Origin of the sequence: Streptomyces sp. NPDC059477 (assembly GCF_042749375.1) — a bacterium.
Classification (GTDB): Bacteria; Actinomycetota; Actinomycetes; order Streptomycetales; family Streptomycetaceae; genus Streptomyces.
This window is the reverse complement of the sequence record NZ_JBHYUG010000129.1, coordinates 1-17,925: the sequence shown is the minus strand read 5'-3', so window position 1 is coordinate 17,925 and position 17,925 is coordinate 1. Positions and strand designations below refer to the sequence as shown.

General features: G+C 71.3%; 11 protein-coding genes and 2 pseudogenes. All 13 read left to right on the top strand.

Annotated features, from left to right (window positions below; all coding sequences use genetic code 11):
• The first annotated feature begins 278 nt into the window (after positions 1–278).
• Entirely contained in the window at positions 279–1,763 is a 1,485-nt protein-coding gene (locus ACFXAZ_RS36635; protein ID WP_384600452.1) for a bifunctional folylpolyglutamate synthase/dihydrofolate synthase, read from the top strand.
• Between the two features lie 11 nt (positions 1,764–1,774).
• Positions 1,775–2,167, top strand: coding sequence for a DUF4233 domain-containing protein (locus ACFXAZ_RS36630; protein ID WP_384600449.1), 393 nt, complete (start codon positions 1,775–1,777; stop codon positions 2,165–2,167).
• A gap of 69 nt (positions 2,168–2,236) precedes the next feature.
• A complete protein-coding gene (gene ndk / locus ACFXAZ_RS36625; RefSeq protein ID WP_384600447.1) occupies positions 2,237–2,650 on the top strand; it encodes a nucleoside-diphosphate kinase in 414 nt (137 codons plus the stop codon).
• An 819-nt stretch (positions 2,651–3,469) separates the two neighbouring features.
• The gene (locus tag ACFXAZ_RS36620) at positions 3,470–4,489 is read left to right on the top strand and encodes a rod shape-determining protein (RefSeq protein WP_006133575.1); all 1,020 of its coding nucleotides are present in this window, start codon (positions 3,470–3,472) and stop codon (positions 4,487–4,489) included.
• Between the two features lie 373 nt (positions 4,490–4,862).
• On the top strand, positions 4,863–5,843 hold the full coding sequence (mreC, locus tag ACFXAZ_RS36615) for a rod shape-determining protein MreC (RefSeq protein WP_384600444.1): 981 nt from the start codon (positions 4,863–4,865) through the stop codon (positions 5,841–5,843).
• 11 nt (positions 5,844–5,854) lie between these two features.
• Positions 5,855–6,532, top strand: coding sequence for a rod shape-determining protein MreD (mreD, locus tag ACFXAZ_RS36610; protein ID WP_384600441.1), 678 nt, complete (start codon positions 5,855–5,857; stop codon positions 6,530–6,532).
• A 206-nt stretch (positions 6,533–6,738) separates the two neighbouring features.
• Positions 6,739–8,976: pseudogene (gene mrdA, locus ACFXAZ_RS36605) on the top strand (penicillin-binding protein 2); the annotation flags it as partial.
• 242 nt (positions 8,977–9,218) lie between these two features.
• Positions 9,219–10,418 (top strand): rod shape-determining protein RodA, encoded by a 1,200-nt coding sequence (rodA, locus tag ACFXAZ_RS36600; RefSeq protein WP_384600438.1) that lies wholly within the window; start codon positions 9,219–9,221, stop codon positions 10,416–10,418.
• A gap of 178 nt (positions 10,419–10,596) precedes the next feature.
• Positions 10,597–12,186, top strand: coding sequence for a CHAD domain-containing protein (locus tag ACFXAZ_RS36595; protein ID WP_384600434.1), 1,590 nt, complete (start codon positions 10,597–10,599; stop codon positions 12,184–12,186).
• A 138-nt stretch (positions 12,187–12,324) separates the two neighbouring features.
• Positions 12,325–14,265, top strand: a complete 1,941-nt coding sequence (locus ACFXAZ_RS36590) for a TIGR03960 family B12-binding radical SAM protein (protein ID WP_384600431.1) — start codon at positions 12,325–12,327, stop codon at positions 14,263–14,265.
• Positions 14,266–14,361: 96 nt separating this feature from the next.
• The gene (locus ACFXAZ_RS36585; RefSeq protein ID WP_384600428.1) at positions 14,362–15,579 is read left to right on the top strand and encodes a hypothetical protein; all 1,218 of its coding nucleotides are present in this window, start codon (positions 14,362–14,364) and stop codon (positions 15,577–15,579) included.
• A gap of 46 nt (positions 15,580–15,625) precedes the next feature.
• Positions 15,626–16,519 carry a TIGR03936 family radical SAM-associated protein gene (locus ACFXAZ_RS36580; protein ID WP_384600425.1) on the top strand — a complete coding sequence of 298 codons (894 nt, stop codon included), beginning with the start codon at positions 15,626–15,628 and terminating at the stop codon, positions 16,517–16,519.
• Between the two features lie 266 nt (positions 16,520–16,785).
• Positions 16,786–17,925 (top strand): annotated as a pseudogene (locus ACFXAZ_RS36575) (ribonuclease E/G); the annotation flags it as partial.

Here is a 17,925-nt window from a genome sequence, read left to right as displayed (position 1 = left end):
GGGCCTTTGGGTTCCGGGCGCCCGTGCCGACGCCGGGGCGTGTCGCGAGCCCGCGGCGACGGCGGATGAGGGCGAGGTTGGAGGAGGCGGGGCGGCAACGCCCTGCTTTTCAGGGGCGCGGGGAACTGCGCGACCAGTCCCCACGCACCCGCAGTCGCCCGCAAAGATCAGCCACCCACCCCCTTCCGCACCCGGACCCCCCACACCCGCAGTCGCCCGCTAGGGTCAGCCACCCACCCTCCCCGCCCCGGAGGGCCCCGCCGCCTTAGACTGGCCGTGTGACTGACAGCGACCCGTTCGACGACATCGTCGGCGCCGAGACCGACCGTGACCCCGATCTCGCCGTGATCGAGGCCGGCAGCCGCACCCTGCGTACGCAGGGCGCCACGCCGCAGGCCGAGGTGCCCGCGCGACCGGAGGACCCGGAGGTCGACGCCGCGCTGCGCGAGGTCGAGGCCGAGCTGGCCACCCGCTGGGGCGAGACCAAGCTGGAGCCGTCGGTCGACCGGATCGCCGCCCTCGTGGACGTCCTGGGCGAGCCGCAGCGGTCGTACCCCTCGATCCACATCACGGGGACCAACGGCAAGACCTCCACCGCGCGGATGATCGAGGCCCTGCTGGGCGCGTTCGAGCTGCGCACCGGGCGGTACACGTCCCCGCACGTGCAGTCGATCACCGAGCGGATCAGTCTGGACGGGGCGCCGATCCCCGCCGAGCGCTTCATCGAGACGTACCAGGACATCAAGCCGTACGTGGAGCTGGTGGACTCCTCCCAGGAGTACCGGCTGTCGTTCTTCGAAGTGCTGACCGGCATGGCGTACGCCGCGTTCGCCGACGCGCCCGTGGACGTGGCGGTCGTCGAGGTCGGGATGGGCGGGGCGTGGGACGCCACGAACGTGATCGACGGGGACGTCGCCGTCATCACGCCGATCGATCTCGACCACACCGACCGGCTCGGCTCCACGCCCGGCGAGATCGCGGCGGAGAAGGCCGGGATCATCAAGCAGGGCGCGACCGTCGTCATGGCGCAGCAGCCGGTCGACGCGGCGCAGGTGCTGCTGAAGAAGGCCGTCGAGGCGGACGCGACGGTCGCGCGCGAAGGGCTGGAGTTCGGGGTCGTCGCACGGCAGGTCGCCGTCGGCGGGCAGGTCGTCACCCTGCGGGGGCTCGGCGGCGAGTACCCCGAGGTGTATCTCCCGCTGCACGGTGCGCACCAGGCGCACAACGCGGCGGTGGCGCTCGCCGCGGTGGAGGCGTTCTTCGGGGTCGGCTCGCAGCACTCCGGGTCGCTGAACCAGGACACCGTGCGCAAGGCGTTCGCGTCGGTGTCGTCGCCGGGCCGGCTGGAGGTCGTACGGCGCTCGCCGACCGTCGTGCTGGACGCCGCGCACAATCCGGCGGGCGCGCGGGCCGCGGCGGCGGCGGTCGAGGAGGCGTTCCAGTTCACCCGGCTCATCGGGGTCGTGGGCGCGAGTGGCGACAAGGACGTACGGGGGCTGCTGGAGGCGTTCGAGCCGATCTTCATGGACATCGTCGTCACGCAGAACTCCACCCATCGCGCGATGGACGCCGACGCGCTGGCCGCGCTCGCGGTGGAGGTGTTCGGCGAGGACCGGGTGCAGGTCGAGCCGCGGTTGCCGGACGCGCTGGAGGCCGCGATCACGCTGGCCGAGGAAGAGGGTGAGTTCGCGGGCGGCGGTGTGCTGGTCACCGGGTCCGTCGTCACCGTGGGAGAGGCCCGGCTGCTGCTGGGGAAGGGCTGAGGCCGTAAGTCATGCGTACGCTCTGTTCATCGACCCTGATCGGCGAGTTCTTCATCATCGGCTTCGCCGGGCTGGTCGCCATGAAGGACCCGGATCTGTCCACGCAGACGGTGTGGACGGTGTGCGGGATCGCCATGCTGCTGTCGCTGGTGCTGTGCGGGCTGGTCACCAGGCCGGGCGGGGTCGCGCTGGGCTGGGTGTTCCAGGTGGCGCTGATCCTGGCCGGGTTCGTGGTGCCGCTGATGTTCTTCCTGGGCGTGATGTTCGCCGGGCTGTGGTGGGCGTCGGTGCACTACGGACGGGAGATCGACGCGGCGAAGGCGCGGTTCGCGGCGCAGGGCGAGGCGGGCGGAGCAGGCGGGCCGGGCGGCGCGGGCGGGGCGGCTGCGGACGCTTCCGGCTGACGCTGTGTGAGGGGGTTCGGGGCCGCCCTGTAGCCTCGTTCCACCGCACACTCGAAAAGGAGTCCTCCCGTGACCCAGCGCACCCTCGTCCTGCTCAAGCCCGACGCCGTGCGGCGTGGCCTGACCGGCGAGATCATCGGCCGTATCGAGCGCAAGGCCGGTTGGCGGATCACCGCGCTGGAGCTGCGCACGCTGGACCACGAGACGCTGGAGCAGCACTACGGCGAGCACAAGGGCAAGCCGTTCTACGAGCCGCTGATGGAGTTCATGGCGTCCGGTCCGGTCGTCGCGCTGATCGTCGAGGGCGACCGGGTGATCGAGGGTGTGCGGGCGCTGGCCGGTCCCACCGACCCGATCGCCGCCGCGCCCGGTTCCATCCGTGGTGACTTCGGTGTGATCGTCCGTGAGAACCTCATCCACGCCTCGGACTCGGAGGAGTCCGCCGAACGCGAGGTCAAGATCTTCTTCCCGGGTCGCGGCTGAGGCCCTGGCGCCCTGGCGTCCTGGCGTCCTGGCGCTCACGCCGGGGCGACACGCGTTTCGGTCGGGGGCGACACGGGGGGCGGTCCGGGTTTCGGCGGGGGCGTGACACGGCGGGCGGTACGCGTTTCGGCGGGGGCGTGACACGAGGTGTCGGTCCGCGTCTCGGCGGCGGTGCGACCCGGCGGGTCGGCAGGTGTTCCGGCGGGGGCGCGACACGGCGGCCGGTCCGCGTGTCGGCCGCAGCGCGACCCGGCGGGGCGGTGGGTGTCCCGGCGGGGGCGTGACACGACAGCCGGTACGTCTTTCGGCGGGGCGCGACACGACGGGCTCGCGCATGTTTCGGCGGGGGACGCGACACGACGGGCTCGCACGTGTTTCGGCGGGCGACGCGCCCCGATCGGCCGGTCCGCGATTCGGCAGACGGCGACACGACGGGCCGGTGGGTGATTTCGCCGGGGCCGGGGCGACACGCGTTGCTCCCATCGGCGTATCACTCCCCGCCCTTCCCACCCGCCCCGTAGAGGTTTCGGGAAATTTGCTGAAGGGCCGTCACTCAGCGGGCGCGCGGCTGCTCGATCGGCCGTACCATTTCGGCCATGCTTGGGCATATGCGCGGCGATCGGGGGAACGAATGCCCCCGATGGACCGTCTCCACAAGCGAGGCGGTTCGCCATCTGCTGACAATGGCGAAGACCCTCGCGCAGTGTTCGTGCAGGCGCGTCTACGATGGAAGCCTTCACGTCACCGCACCCACCTCGCCTACCTGAAAAGCCCTCAAAGCTCCGTGGGAAGGCCAGTCGAATCCTGATGGGGAACTCAATGTCGTTCATCGGCCGTGACATGGCTGTCGACCTCGGGACCGCCAACACGCTGGTGTACGTCAGGGGTCGCGGGATCGTACTCAACGAGCCGTCCGTCGTCGCGATCAACACCAACACCGGTGGAATTCTCGCGGTCGGCGCCGAAGCGAAGAAGATGATCGGGCGCACGCCGGGCAACATCGTGGCCGTGCGTCCGCTGAAGGACGGCGTCATCGCCGACTTCGAGATCACCGAGCGGATGCTCCGCTACTTCATCCTGAAGATTCACAAGCGGCGGTATCTCGCCCGGCCGCGTGTCGTCGTGTGTGTGCCCTCCGGTATCACCGGCGTCGAGCGCCGTGCCGTCATCGAGGCGTCGTCCCAGGCCGGCGCCCGCCAGGTGCACATCATCGAGGAGCCCATGGCCGCGGCCATCGGCTCCGGTCTGCCGGTCCATGAGGCCACGGGCAACATGGTGGTGGACATCGGCGGCGGCACGACGGAGGTCGCGGTCATCTCCCTCGGCGGCATCGTCACCGCGCAGTCCATCCGGGTCGCGGGCGACGAGCTGGACAACGCGATCATCCAGCACATCAAGAAGGAGTACTCGCTCCTGCTGGGTGAGCGCACGGCCGAACAGATCAAGATCACGATCGGTTCGGCGTACGACCTCGACACCGACGAGCACACCGAAATCCGTGGCAGGGACCTGGTGTCCGGACTGCCCAAGACGGTCGTCATCTCCGCCGCCGAAGTGCGCAAGGCGATCGAGGAACCGGTCAACGCGATCGTCGACGCCGTGAAGACCACGCTCGACAAATGCCCGCCGGAGCTGTCCGGCGACATCATGGACCGCGGAATCGTTCTCACCGGCGGCGGAGCCCTGCTGCGCGGACTCGACGAGCGGTTGCGCCGGGAGACCGGAATGCCGATCCACATCGCCGAGGACCCGCTCGACAGCGTGGCGCTCGGCTCCGGGAAATGCGTCGAGGAGTTCGAGGCGCTCCAGCAGGTCCTCGACGCCCAGCCGCGCAGATGACTTACCCCTTCGATTCCGCCGTACGAGACGATCCCTCTCGTACGGCGGATCGTTGATTAAGCTGCATAAGCTCTCCTGGACGTAACCGTCCGTCAGATACCCGTATCCGTCCGATATCCGATCCATCACGCATCAGCTTCTCCATCACGTATCCGCTTCGTGCCCGTTTCGTATCCGCAACGCATCTCTTGGTATCCGCCAAAGGTCAATGGCAAGAGCAAGGGGCGAGGGGCAAGGGCAAGGGCAAAGGCCGACGGTCAAGGGCCAACGGGTCAAGGGCCAAGGTCAAGCGCCAAGGTCCAGAGCCTTCCGTCCTTCTGCCAGACACCCACCCACACTTGAATTCCTATGAGGAAGGGCACGGCCGCCGCACGTGAGGGACACACGAGAGAGCCGGCTGCTCCTGGTGCTGCTGGTCGCCATCGCGTTCGCACTGATCACGGTGGACATCCGCGGCGGGGAGGACTCACCGGTCGACGGTGCCCGGCAGGCCGCCGCGACGGTCTTCGGCCCGATCGAGAACGGCGTGGCCTCCGCGGTCGACCCGGTCGGCAACGCGATCGCCGCCATCCGTGACTCCGGCGAGCGCCACGACCAGCTCGCCGAGCTGGAGCGGGAGAACGCCGCGCTGAAGGCCGAACTCGGCAGCGACGAACGCAGCCGCAGCAGGCTCAACCAGCTCGACTCCATGCTCGCGCTCGCGGGCGCGGGCCAGTACGGCATCAAGGGCGCCGAGGTCATCGCCATAGGAGCGGCCCAGGGCTTCTCCTGGACCATCACCATCGACATCGGCGCCAATGACGGCATCAAGCGCGACATGACGGTCCTCAACGGCGACGGGCTGGTCGGCCGGGTCACCACCGTCGGCCCCCACACCTCCACCGTGCTGCTCGCCAACGATCCCGACTTCGCCGTGGGCACCCGGATGGAGGGCAGCGACGAACTGGGCTTCGCCTCCGGCCAGGGCGACCAGCCGCTGCGCGTCGAACTGCTCAACGGCAAGGCGGAGGTCAAGAAGGGCGACCGGCTGGTGACCTTCGGCTCCGAGGCCGACAAGCCGTTCGTGCCGGGCGTGCCGGTCGGGATCGTCTCGCGTGTCGACCCGTCCGGCGGCGACCTGACGCGCACGCTGTATGTGACGCCGTACGTCGGATTCAGCAAGCTCGACATCGTCGGTGTGGTGGTCGAGGCGCCGAAGAAGGACCCGCGTGACGCCGTGCTGCCGGACGAGCCGAAGCCCACGCCCACCCCGACCGTGACGGTGACCGTGACGCCGGGGGCCGACGGCGAGCCGCTCCTCGATGGTGAGCAGCCGGCCGGCGACCAGACCCAGCAAGACCCGCAAGAGCAGTAGGAGCTGACCTCATGCGCTTCAACCGGATCCTGCTGTCCAGCACCCTCGTCGTCGTCGCCCTGGTGATCCAGGTCAGCGTCCTGGCCCGGCTGCACCTCCCGGGCGCCGTGCCCGACCTGGTGCTGCTCACCGTCCTCGGCCTGGCGCTGGTCTACGGCCATGTCGGTGGCGCCCTCGTCGGCTTCGGCGCCGGGCTGCTCTCCGACCTCGCCCCGCCCGCCGACCACGCGGCCGGCCGCTACGCCCTGGTGCTGTGCGTGATCGGCTACCTGGCCGGCCTGGTCAAGCCGGAGAACGGCCGGCTGAAGTCGGCGACCGCCCCCATGGCGGTGGTCGTGGCCGCGGCGGTCGGTACGACCTTGCTGTACGCGGGGGTGGGCGCCCTCGTCGGCGACACCGCCGCCCGCCATGTCGGCCTGCCCAGCCTGCTGTTCACGGCGGCGCTGTACGACCTGCTGCTCGCCCCGTTCGTGGTCCCGGGCGTCATGGCGCTGGCCCGCCGCGCCGAGAACGACCCGCTGGCCGAGTCCTCAGCCTCCGCGAAGAGCGCCGACATCTCCTCGGGCTGGCTGTCCTCCGGCACCGGGCTGCGGATCGGCAACCAGCGCGGACTCGGCGGGCTGAAAGTGAAGGCGGCCCGGGCTCGGGTGGCCCGTGCCGGGCGTATCAAGGGGGTCAAGCGGCTGTGACCGCAGGGGAGTTCACCCGAGCGGAATCCGTCCGAGCGGAGTTCACCCGAACGGGGGAGCCGGGGCGGAACCCGGCTTCACCGGCCGGTCGTTCATCACTCGTACAGACACGCTCATCATTCGTACGGACTCGCGGCCCCGGCCGCGCAGCACTCGCACGCCCGTTCCTGTATTCGTACTCGCGCTGAGAGGGGGAGGCAGCCGCAGTGACCAACATCCCCGAGACCGGCCGGACCCCACGGGTCCAGATCCGGCTCGTCGTCATCCAGATCCTCGTCCTCTCCCTGCTCGGCACGCTCGGCGGCCGGCTGTGGTACTTGCAGATCCGCGAGGGCGCGGAGTACGCGGCGGAGGCATCGGGCAACCACGTCCAGCAGGTCGTCGACCCCGCCGTGCGCGGCTCGATCCTGGACGCGCGCGGAGTGCCCCTCGCGGACAACGAGACCCGGCTCGTGGTCTCCGCCTCCCGCACCGAGCTGCTGAAGATGCCGGACGACGGCGACTCGGTGCTCACCAAGCTCGCGGGCGTCCTCGCCATGGAGCCCGAGGAGGTCAAGGGCAAGGTCCGGCTGTGCGACGCCGAAACCCCCCAGCCCTGCTGGAACGGCTCGCCTTACCAGCCCATCCCCATCACCGACGAGGCCACCCCGCGCCAGGCCCTCCAGATCCGCGAGCGCGCCGAGGACTTCCCCGGCATCACCGCCGAGCCCCAGGCCGTGCGCCGCTATCCCGCGCCCGGCGAGTCCAACACCGCGCAGGTCCTCGGCTATCTCTCGCCGGTCACCGACCAGGAGATCCAGCAGGCCCAGGACACCGACTCGCCGTTCCTGCGCTCCGACCAGGTCGGCCGCTCCGGCCTGGAGCGGGAGTACGACCAGGAGCTGCGCGGCAAGGCGGGCGTCACCCGCTACGAGGTGGACAACCTCGGCCGGGTCATCGGCGAGGCCGACGCCGACCCCGCCGAGCCCGGCGCCAACCTGGTCACCAGCATCGACGCCCGGGTGCAGCGCGTCGCCGAGTTCGAGCTGAACGAGGCGATGAAGACGGCCCGCAAGGAGTGGGACCGCAACACCCAGGAGAACTACAAGGCCGACGCCGGTGCCGTGGTCGTGATGGAGTCCAAGACCGGCCGGATCGTCGCCATGGCGTCCAACCCGACCTACGACCCCAACGCCTGGGTCGGCGGCATCTCCGCGAAGGACTACGCCGCGCTCACCGGCAAGACCTCCAACTACCCGCTGCTCAACCGGGCCATACAGGGTCAGGCCGCGCCCGGCTCGATCTTCAAGGTGGTCTCCACGGCCGCCGCGGTGGAAGCGGGCTACGACTTCGACGGCAAGTACAACTGCTCCAGTTCGTACTCTGTCGGCGGTCAGGTCTTCAAGAACTTCGAGTCGCAGAACCACGGCCCGATCGACCTCGGCCGCGCCCTGGAGGTCTCCTGCGACACCGTCTACTACGCCCTCGCGCACAGCGAGTGGCAGAAGGACGGCGGCATCGACCCCGAGGGCACCCCGAACGACTACTTCTACAAGGCGGCCCACGAGTTCGGTCTCGGCAAGGAGACCGGCATCGACCTGCCCAACGAGGTCACCGGCCGGGTCCCGGACCGCCAGTGGAAGCAGGACTACTGGGAGGCCAACAAGGACGCCTGGTGCAAGACCGGCAAGAAGGACGGCTCCTACGTCGAGGTGATCGCCTACGAGAACTGCCTCGAAGGCAACAAGATGCGCGCCGGTGACGAGATCAACTACTCCATCGGCCAGGGCGACACCCTGGTGACGCCGATCCAGATGGCCACCATCTACGCGGCGATCTCCAATGGCGGCACGCTCTACGACCCGACGGTCGGCAAGGCCGTGATCAGCCCCGATGGCCAGCAGGTCACCGAGATCAAGCCCGAGTCCCACGGCAAGCTGCCGGTGGACCAGCAGACGCTGGCGCAGATGGACAAGGCCCTGGCGGGCGTGGCCACGACCGGCACGGCGGCCTGGCGCTTCGAAGGCTGGCCGCAGGACGAGATCGAGATGCACGCCAAGACCGGTACGGCGGAGGTCTACGGCAAGCAGACCACCTCGTGGTTCGCCACGTACACCGAGGACTACACGATCGTGATGACGATCTCCCAGGGTGGTACGGGCTCCGGGGCCTCGGGACCGGCCGTGCGCAACATATACGACGCGTTGTACGGAGTCGCCGACGACGGCACGATCACCGCGGAGAACGCGCTGCTGCCCACGCCCCAGAAGGCCCTCCCGAAGGTCCGCACGGACGGCACGATCACCGCGCCGAAGATCTCCAAGGACCCCGCGAAGGACCAGCAGGCATACCAGAAGGCCCCCGAGGAGCCGGTGGACGCCCAGCTCCCGGCGAGCACCACACAGTCCCCCGAGGCGAACAACCGCGAGACGCGCAGGCGGCGCCGGGGTGGTGGGTCGCCGGGCGGCGGAACGCCCGGTGACGGATCCCGGGGCTGTTCTCGGGGCGGCCCGCGAGGTGGTGGCTCCGGAGGTGGCGGGTCGCCGGGTGGCGGTGCGTCGGACGCCTCGCGCAACCGGACCCGGGCCGGCGTCCGGACCGGGTGCTGCGGTGCGCCGGACGGCGGTCCGGGCGGGCCCGGCGGCGGGTCGGCTGCGGGGCGCAGAGGGATCCGGCGACGGTTCCGGGGAATCCGGAGGGCGGGCTCATGACCGGGGCGAACAGCTTCCAGGTGTCCGGGTACGGGCCCGAGCGGGCCGGGTGGACCCGGCTGATGGCCCGTGACTCGCTGGCGCGGCGGCTCGACTGGCCGATACTGCTGTCGGCGCTCGCGCTGTCGCTGATCGGCTCCCTGCTGGTCTTCTCCGCGACCCGCAACCGCACGGAGATCAACCAGGGCGACCCGTACTACTTCCTGCTCCGGCATCTGCTCAACACCGGCATCGGCCTCGCCCTGATGATCGGCACGGTCTGGCTCGGCCACCGCACACTGCGCACGGCGGTGCCGATCCTGTACGGCGCCTCGGTCCTCCTGATCCTGATGGTGCTCACCCCGCTCGGCTCGACGGTCAACGGCGCCCACTCGTGGATCCAGGTCGGCGCCGGTTTCTCGCTCCAGCCCTCGGAGTTCGTGAAGGTCACGATCATCCTGGGCATGGCGATGCTGCTGGCGGCCCGGGTGGACGCCGGGGACAAGCCCTACCCCGGCCACCGGACGGTGCTCCAGGCGCTGGGCCTGGCGACCGTGCCGATGCTGATCGTGATGCTGATGCCGGACCTCGGCTCGGTGATGGTCATGGTCATCATCGTGCTGGGTGTGCTGCTGGCCTCCGGCGCCTCCAACCGCTGGATCTTCGGCCTGCTGGGCGCCGGCACCACGGGGGCGCTCGCGATCTGGCAGCTCGGGATCCTCGACGAGTACCAGATCAACCGCTTCGCCGCCTTCGCCAACCCCGATCTGGACCCGGCGGGCGTCGGCTACAACACCAACCAGGCCCGGATCGCCATCGGCTCGGGTGGGCTGACCGGCTCGGGGCTGTTCGAGGGTTCGCAGACCACCGGGCAGTTCGTGCCGGAGCAGCAGACCGACTTCGTGTTCACGGTGGCGGGCGAGGAACTGGGCTTCCTCGGCGCCGGGCTGATCATCCTGCTGCTCGGCATCCTGCTGTGGCGGGCCTGCCGGATCGCCCGCGAGACGACCGAGCTGTACGGGACGATCGTGGCGGCCGGGATCGTGGCGTGGTTCGCCTTCCAGTCCTTCGAGAACATCGGGATGACCCTCGGCATCATGCCGGTGACGGGTCTGCCACTGCCGTTCGTGTCGTACGGGGGGTCGTCGATGTTCTCGGTGTGGGTGGCGGTGGGGTTGTTGCAGTCGATCAGAGTGCAGCGTCCGATGTCGGCGTGAGGCCGGCGTCGGACGCTGCACCCAGCGCCGTATCGAGCGCCGTATCGAGCGCGGTATCGGACGTGGCGTCGGACGTGGCATCGGACGCGCGGGTCGCGTCCCGCTCGCCGGGTGTTTTCCGCCGGTTCACCCGGGGTGCACTCTGCCATCATGGCTCGACTGCCATTAGGGTCGGTTCATGGCGGAGACGAAGCGTGAAATCGAGCGCAAATACGAATCCGACGAGAGTGGCCTGCCGGATCTGACCGGTGTGGCCGGAGTGGCGGCGGTGGTCGACAAGGGCGTCGCCGAACTGGACGCCACCTACTACGACACCGCCGACGAACGCCTCGCCAAGGACGCCATCACCCTGCGCCGCCGCACCGGCGGCTCGGACGCGGGCTGGCATCTGAAGTTCCCGGTGGCACCCGATGTGCGGGACGAGATCCAGGCGCCGCTGTCCGACACCCTGCCGCGCGAGATCGCCGCGCTGGTCCGCTCCCGGGTCCGGGACAGCGAGCTGCTGCCGGTGGTGCGGCTGCGCTCCGCCCGGGACGTACGGGAGCTGACCGACGGCGACGGGCGGCTGATCGCCGAGGTGAGCGTGGACGCGGTCCGCGCCGAGCGGCTCACCGGGGACGGCGGCGACGCGCAGTGGACCGAGATCGAGGTGGAGCTGGCCGATGGGGTGGACCCGGCCGTCCTCGACAAGGTGGAGAAGCGGCTGCGCAAGGCGGGCGTGCGGCCGTCCGCGTCGCCGTCGAAGCTGGCGCGGGCCCTGGCGGAGACCGCGCCGGGGAAGAGGACGAAGAAGCCGGCCAAGGGCAAGAAGGCAGAGAAGCCCGAGAAGACCGGGAAGAGCGCGAAGGCCGAGGAGAAGGCGAGCGGCAGCGACGGCGTGGCGGCTCCCGCGCCGCCGGTCACCGCCGGGGACCATGTGCTGGCCTACCTGCGCGAGCAGCGGGACGCGATCGTGGGGCTGGACCCGGCCGTCCGCCGGGACACCTACGACTCCGTGCACCGGATGCGGGTGGCGACCCGGCGGATGCGCAGCGCCTTCCGGTCGTACGGGAAGCTGCTGGACCGGGGGGTGACCGACCCGATCGGCGAGGAGCTGAAGTGGCTCGCCGGGGAGCTGGGCGTGGACCGCGACCAGGAAGTCCTCACCGAGCGGCTCACCGACGCCCTCGGCGCACTGCCGCGCACCCTGCTCGTCGGCCCGGTCCGCACCCGGCTGCGCACCTGGTCGCACGCCCGGCGCGGCGGCTCCCGGCGCCGCCTGATCGCCGTACTGGACGGGCGGCGGTACCTGGCGCTGCTCGGCACGCTGGACGCGCTGCTGGCCGGGCCGCCGTTGCTCAAGCCGGCGGCGGGCGATCCGGGGAAGGTGATCTCCAGGGCCGTGCGCAAGGACTTCGACAAGCTGGCCGCGCTGGTGGAGCAGGCGCTGGAGCTGCCCCCCGGGCACGAGCGGGACACCGCGCTGCACGATGCGCGCAAGAAGGCGAAGCGGGCGCGGTACGCGGCGGAGGCGGCCGTACCGGCGCTCGGCGACCCGGCGTCCTCGCTGGTGAAGTCGATGAAGTCGGTGCAGAGCCTGCTCGGCGACCACCAGGACAGTGTGATGACCCGCGAGGCCCTGCGGGAGCTGTCCCGGCAGGCGCACCCGGCGGGGGAGAGCACCTTCACGTACGGGGTGCTGTACGGGCGGGAGGAGCGGCGGGCGGCGGACGTGGAACGGGAGCTGCCGGACCTGTGGAAACCGATCCGCGAGGGCGTGCCGCTGTGACGGCCGGGTCATGTACGCCTGTGACAGCCGAGGAAGGCACCCCTGTGCGGGGCGGCCGATGCCGTACGGCGTACGAGGGGGCCGTCCGGCCGCGCTAGGCTGGAGGATCACCCCCGTCAGCCTCACGAAGGTCCCGCGATGTCTGCCGAGTCGGTTTTCCCGCAGCTCGAAGCTCTGCTCCCGCATGTGCAGAAGCCGATCCAGTACGTCGGTGGCGAGCTGAACTCCACCGTGAAGGACTGGGACTCCTGCGACGTCCGCTGGGCGCTCATGTACCCGGACGCGTACGAGGTCGGTCTGCCCAACCAGGGCGTCATGATCCTCTACGAGGTGCTGAACGAACAGGAGGGCGTCCTCGCCGAGCGCACGTACAGCGTGTGGCCGGATCTGGAGGCGCTGATGCGGGAGCACCGGGTGCCGCAGTTCACGGTCGACGGGCACCGGCCGGTGAAGGCGTTCGACGTGCTCGGTGTGTCCTTCTCCACCGAGCTGGGCTACACGAACCTGCTGACCGCGCTGGACCTCGCGGACGTCCCGCTGGCGGCGGCGGACCGTACGGTCGACCACCCGATCGTGCTGGCGGGCGGGCACGCGGCGTTCAATCCGGAGCCGATCGCCGACTTCATCGACGCGGCGGTCATCGGCGACGGCGAGCAGGCCGTGCTGGACATGACGAAGATCATCCGGGAGTGGAAGGCCGAGGGCCGCCCCGGCGGCCGGGACGAGGTGCTGCTGCGCCTGGCGAAGACCGGCGCCGTGTACATCCCGCGCTTCTACGACGTGGAGTATCTGCCGGACGGCCGGATCAGCCGGGTCGTACCGAATCGTTCCGGCGTCCCGTGGCGGATCTCCAAGCACACGGTCATGGACCTGGACGAGTGGCCCTACCCCAAGCAGCCGCTGGTACCGCTCGCCGAGACGGTCCATGAGCGCATGTCGGTGGAGATCTTCCGCGGCTGCACACGCGGCTGCCGCTTCTGCCAGGCCGGCATGATCACCCGTCCGGTCCGCGAACGCTCGATCACCGGCATCGGCGAGATGGTCGACAAGGGCCTGAAGGCGACCGGCTTCGAGGAGGTCGGCCTGCTCTCCCTCTCCTCCGCCGACCACTCCGAGATCGGCGAGATCGCGAAGGGCCTCGCGGACCGCTACACGGAGGACAAGGTCGGCCTGTCCCTCCCGTCGACCCGCGTGGACGCCTTCAACGTCGACCTGGCGAACGAACTGACGAGGAACGGCCGTCGCTCGGGTCTGACCTTCGCCCCCGAGGGCGGGTCGGAACGCATGCGCAAGGTCATCAACAAGATGGTCTCGGAGGAGGACCTGATCCGGACCGTCGCCACGGCCTACGGCAACGGCTGGCGCCAGGTGAAGCTGTACTTCATGTGCGGCCTGCCGACGGAGACCGACGACGACGTCCTCCAGATCGCCGACATGGCCATGAACGTCATCGCCAAGGGCCGCGAGGTCTCCGGCTCGGGCGACATCCGCTGCACGGTCTCGATCGGCGGTTTCGTCCCCAAGCCGCACACCCCCTTCCAGTGGGCACCGCAACTGTCCGCCCAGGAGACGGACGCGCGCCTCGAAAAGCTCCGCGACAAGATCCGCGGCGACAAGAAGTACGGCCGCGCCATCGGCTTCCGCTACCACGACGGCAAGCCCGGCATCGTCGAGGGCCTCCTCTCCCGCGGCGACCGCCGCCTGGGCGCGGCCATCCGCGCGGTCTACGAGGACGGCGGCCGGTTCGACGGCTGGCGCGAGCACTTCTCCTACGACCGCTGGATGCAGTGCGCCGACAAGGCGCTCGCCCCCTTCGGCGTGGACGTCGACTGGTACACCACCCGCGAGCGCTCCTACGAGGAGGTCCTCCCCTGGGACCACCTCGACTCCGGCCTCGACAAGGACTGGCTCTGGGAGGACTGGCAGGACGCCCTCGACGAGACGGAGGTCGAGGACTGCCGGTGGACTCCTTGCTTCGACTGCGGGGTGTGCCCCGCGCTCGACACCCATATCCAGGTCGGCCCCACGGGCAAGAAGCTGCTGCCGTTGACCGTGACGAATTCCGCTCCGGGCAGCTGAGGCGCTTCGAGCGATCGCCGTGATCGAGACGCCATTGATACCGGATACGGACATCGTGGCCGGATCCCGGCGGCGGATCCCTGCGTCTGAGTAGGTATGGATCTGGAGAAGCGGCCTGCTCAGGAGCGCGCACAGGGTGAGCGTCCCGAGCGGCCCGAGGGACCCGAACGTCCCGGGGGGTCCGGAGGGTGTCTCGTCGTGGCGATCCGGCTTCCCGTGCGGATCGTCGTGCTCGTGCTCGTCCTGCCCGTGCGGATGGTGTGGGACGCGCTCGTCGTCTCCGGACGCTTTCTGTACGGCACCGTCCTGCGGCCCGTCGGGCGCGCCCTGTTCATCTGGCCGTGGGTCGCCCTGTGGCGGTACGCCCTGGTGCCCCTCGGCCGCGCGCTGCGGTGGCTCGGGAACGTGCTCGTCGTCGTCCCGTCGGTGTGGCTGTACGGGCATGCGCTGACGCCGGTCGGGCGGGGCTTCGCGTGGGTGGGGCGCGGTCTGTGGGCGGGGGTCTCCTGGCTCGGGCGGTATCTCCTCGTCGTACCCGCCCTGTGGGTCCACACCTGGGTGCTCACGCCGATCGGGCACTTTCTCGCCTGGTGCGGCAAGGGGGGCCTGTGGGTGCTGTCCCGGATCGTGGCGGTGATCGACGTCGGGCTCTACTGGATCGCCAAGGTGCTGTTCGTGCTGCCCGCGCGCGCCCTGTGGCGGTGGGTGCTCGTGCCCGTCGGGCGGGCCCTGGCGGTGCTCGGACGGGAGGTCGGGCCGGCGCTCGGGCATGCCTGGCGGGTCGCCGGGCGGATCTCGCTCGCCGTGGGGCGTTTCCTCGCCCGCGTGTTCCGGCGGCTCTTCGTGGAGCCGGTGAGCTGGGTGTACCGCACGGTGCTGACCCCGGTCGGGCATGGCGTACGGGACACCGTGCTGCGGCCCGCCGCCGAAGCCGCGCGGGCCGTCGGCCGGGGCACCCGGCAGGCGCTCGCCTCCGCGCGGGAGACCGCACGGCAGGCCCGCGCCGACTTCCGGCGGATGGTCTTCGGCGAGCCCCGGGGGAGGGAAGCGGTGCTCCGGCGGGAGGCTCCCGGTCGCCTGCCGGGCTCCGCCGGGGGGCGGCCGGGCTCCTCCGGTCGTCCGGCGGAGCCTTCCGGTCGTCCGCAGGGCCCCTCCGGTCGTCCGCAGGGTCCCTCCGGGGGTCCGGCGAGCCCTTCCGGCGGTCTGTCGGGCCCTTCCGGCGGGCTGGCGGACGTTTCCGGTCGTCGGCGGGAACCCTCGGGCCGTGAGACACGTACTCTTGGTAGCAGTACGACCGCACTCACGAAGGATTGAGACACTGGGGAAGCGACAGCCCGAAGGCCCGCCGCCCGTTCCCGCGGTGCAGCGCATCCGACTGCGTTACACCAAGCGTGGCCGCCTGAGGTTCACCAGCCACCGAGACTTCCAGCGCGCCTTTGAGCGCGCGCTGCGTCGCGCCGCTGTGCCGATGGCCTACTCGGCCGGGTTCACGCCGCATCCCAAGGTGTCGTACGCCAATGCCGCACCCACCGGCACGGGCAGTGAGGCGGAGTATCTGGAGATCGCGCTCACCGCGCCGCGTGACCCGCAGCGGCTGCGCGCCCTCCTCGACGAGTCGCTGCCCCCCGGGCTCGACATCGTCGACGCCGTCGAGGCCCGTACCCCCGGGCTCGCCGACCGGCTCACCGCCTCCGTGTGGGAGCTGCGGCTGGACGGCGTGGCACCCCTGGACGCCGCCCGCGCGGTCGCCGCCTTCAACGCGGCGGAGAGCGTCGAGGTACAGCGTCAGACCAAGAACGGCCTGCGGACGTTCGACGCCCGCCCGGCCGTGGCGAGCCTGACCGCCGCCGAAGCCGTTACCGTGGAGACGTTGGACACGTCGGACACGCTCGACTCGTTCGACACGGACACCGGAAGCGGCTTCGCACCTGCCCGGGACGCCGGAAACGGCGGGGACGGCGAGCGCGTGGCCACACCGGGTTCGCCCGCTGATAGGCCGACCGACCGGCCCTGTGCGATACTGCGGCTGGTTGTTCGGCACGTGACGCCTGCCGTTCGACCCGACGACGTCCTGTCCGGTCTCCGCGCCGTGGCCGACCTGGCGCCGCCGGTCCCCGCAGCGGTGACCAGGCTGGCGCAGGGGCTGTTCGATGAAGAGACCGGTACGGTGACCGACCCGCTCGCGCCCGACCGCGAGGCGGATGCGGCCCTCACTTCGGCCGCCCCGACCGCCGCCGCGAAGGCACCCGCTTAGGGAAGGTCCCGCGTAGGACGAACGCCGAAAGCGCCGCCCTCGTACTCGGGAGCCACCTGGGTCGGGCAGCGCACCGACCAGAAGACTTTCGCCAGGCCGTACGCGACAAGGCGTGCGGAACCGGCGAGACACAAGACACAGAGAGCTCCCGTGCGGCGCCCGCGCCCCGGACGGCGGACCACGCGCACCGCGCGAGCCGCGGACGTCACCGGCCTTCCCGCCGGACCATGCGCGGCGCCCGGGAGCCTGACGGGAGAAACGCCCGCATGCTCGAACCGACCGAATCCCCGGAGTCCACGGACTCCGCCGACAACACCCCCAGCGACACCCTGCCGCCGCGCCGTCGGCGCAGGGCCGCGTCCCGCCCGGCGGGACCGCCGGCCGGCCCGACCGAGACACCGGCGGACCTGACCGCCCCGGTCGTCGCATCGGCCGGCCAGGACGGTGACCTCGCCGACACTGCCGATGGCGTCGATAGCTCCGATGGCGCCGACATCGCCGTTGACGCCGTTGACGAAGAGGCCGCCGCCGTCGCCAAGGCCGGCGACGACGGTGACGATGCCGACAAGGCCGTCACCGAAGCGCCCGCCCCTCGTACGCGCCGCCGCGCCGTACGGCGTGCCTCCGCGCCCGCCGGGGCGCCTTCCGAGGCCGCCGAGAGTGCCCCGATCGAGAGCACCGAGAGCGCCGGGACCGTGGTGCCCGCCGCCGCGCCGGTCGCCGAGGCCGCCCCGGTGGCGGACGCCGCCGTCGAGGAGCCCGCCCCGCGCGCCCGGCGCCGGGCCACCCGCCGGGTGTCCGCGCCCGCCGCGACGCCCGAGCCGGTGGCCGCCACCGAGGTGACCGAGGCCCCCCAGGCCGCGCAGGCCACACAGGCCGCCCCCGAGGCGCTCGTCGCCGACGAGAGCCCCAGCGGCACCGAGGAGACCGCCCCGCGCCGCACGCGCCGCCGGGCCACCCGCAAGGTGTCCACGCCGGTCGCGGAGACCGCCGTACCGGAGACCGCCGTCGCGCGGACCGCCGTACCGGAGCGGACCGCGACCGAGGCTCCGGCCGTCGCCGAGCCCGTCGCTGAGTCCGCCGCCCCCGAGCAGGCGCCCGCCGCCGTGAAGAAGGCCCCCGTGCCCGAGCAGGCCCCCGAGACCGAGGCCGACGGCGACACCCCGCGTCGTGGCCGGCGCCGGGTGGCGCGCAAGGCCGCCACCGGATTCGCCGCGCCGCCCGTCGAGGCGTCCGCCCAGGCGTCCGGGCGGACCGCCTCCCGGACCGCCACCGCGCCCGCCGCCCAGGACGAGGCCGCCGGGCCGCGTCGTCCGGCGCGGCCCGCTGTCGCCGTGTTCCAGGCGCCGGTGTTCACCGAGCCGAGGTTCCAGACGCCCGAGCGGGCGGCGGGCGAGGGCGCCGCG

Bases quoted from the DNA above. Each gene is read 5' to 3' on its own strand.
- ACFXAZ_RS36630 (WP_384600449.1), top strand. From the start codon at position 1,775: ATGCGTACGCTCTGTTCATCGACCCTGATCGGCGAGTTCTTCATCATC.
- ACFXAZ_RS36620 (WP_006133575.1), top strand. From the start codon at position 3,470: ATGTCGTTCATCGGCCGTGACATGGCTGTCGACCTCGGGACCGCCAAC.
- mreD (WP_384600441.1), top strand. From the start codon at position 5,855: ATGCGCTTCAACCGGATCCTGCTGTCCAGCACCCTCGTCGTCGTCGCC.
- rodA (WP_384600438.1), top strand. From the start codon at position 9,219: ATGACCGGGGCGAACAGCTTCCAGGTGTCCGGGTACGGGCCCGAGCGG.
- ACFXAZ_RS36595 (WP_384600434.1), top strand. From the start codon at position 10,597: ATGGCGGAGACGAAGCGTGAAATCGAGCGCAAATACGAATCCGACGAG.
- ACFXAZ_RS36590 (WP_384600431.1), top strand. From the start codon at position 12,325: ATGTCTGCCGAGTCGGTTTTCCCGCAGCTCGAAGCTCTGCTCCCGCAT.
- ACFXAZ_RS36585 (WP_384600428.1), top strand. From the start codon at position 14,362: ATGGATCTGGAGAAGCGGCCTGCTCAGGAGCGCGCACAGGGTGAGCGT.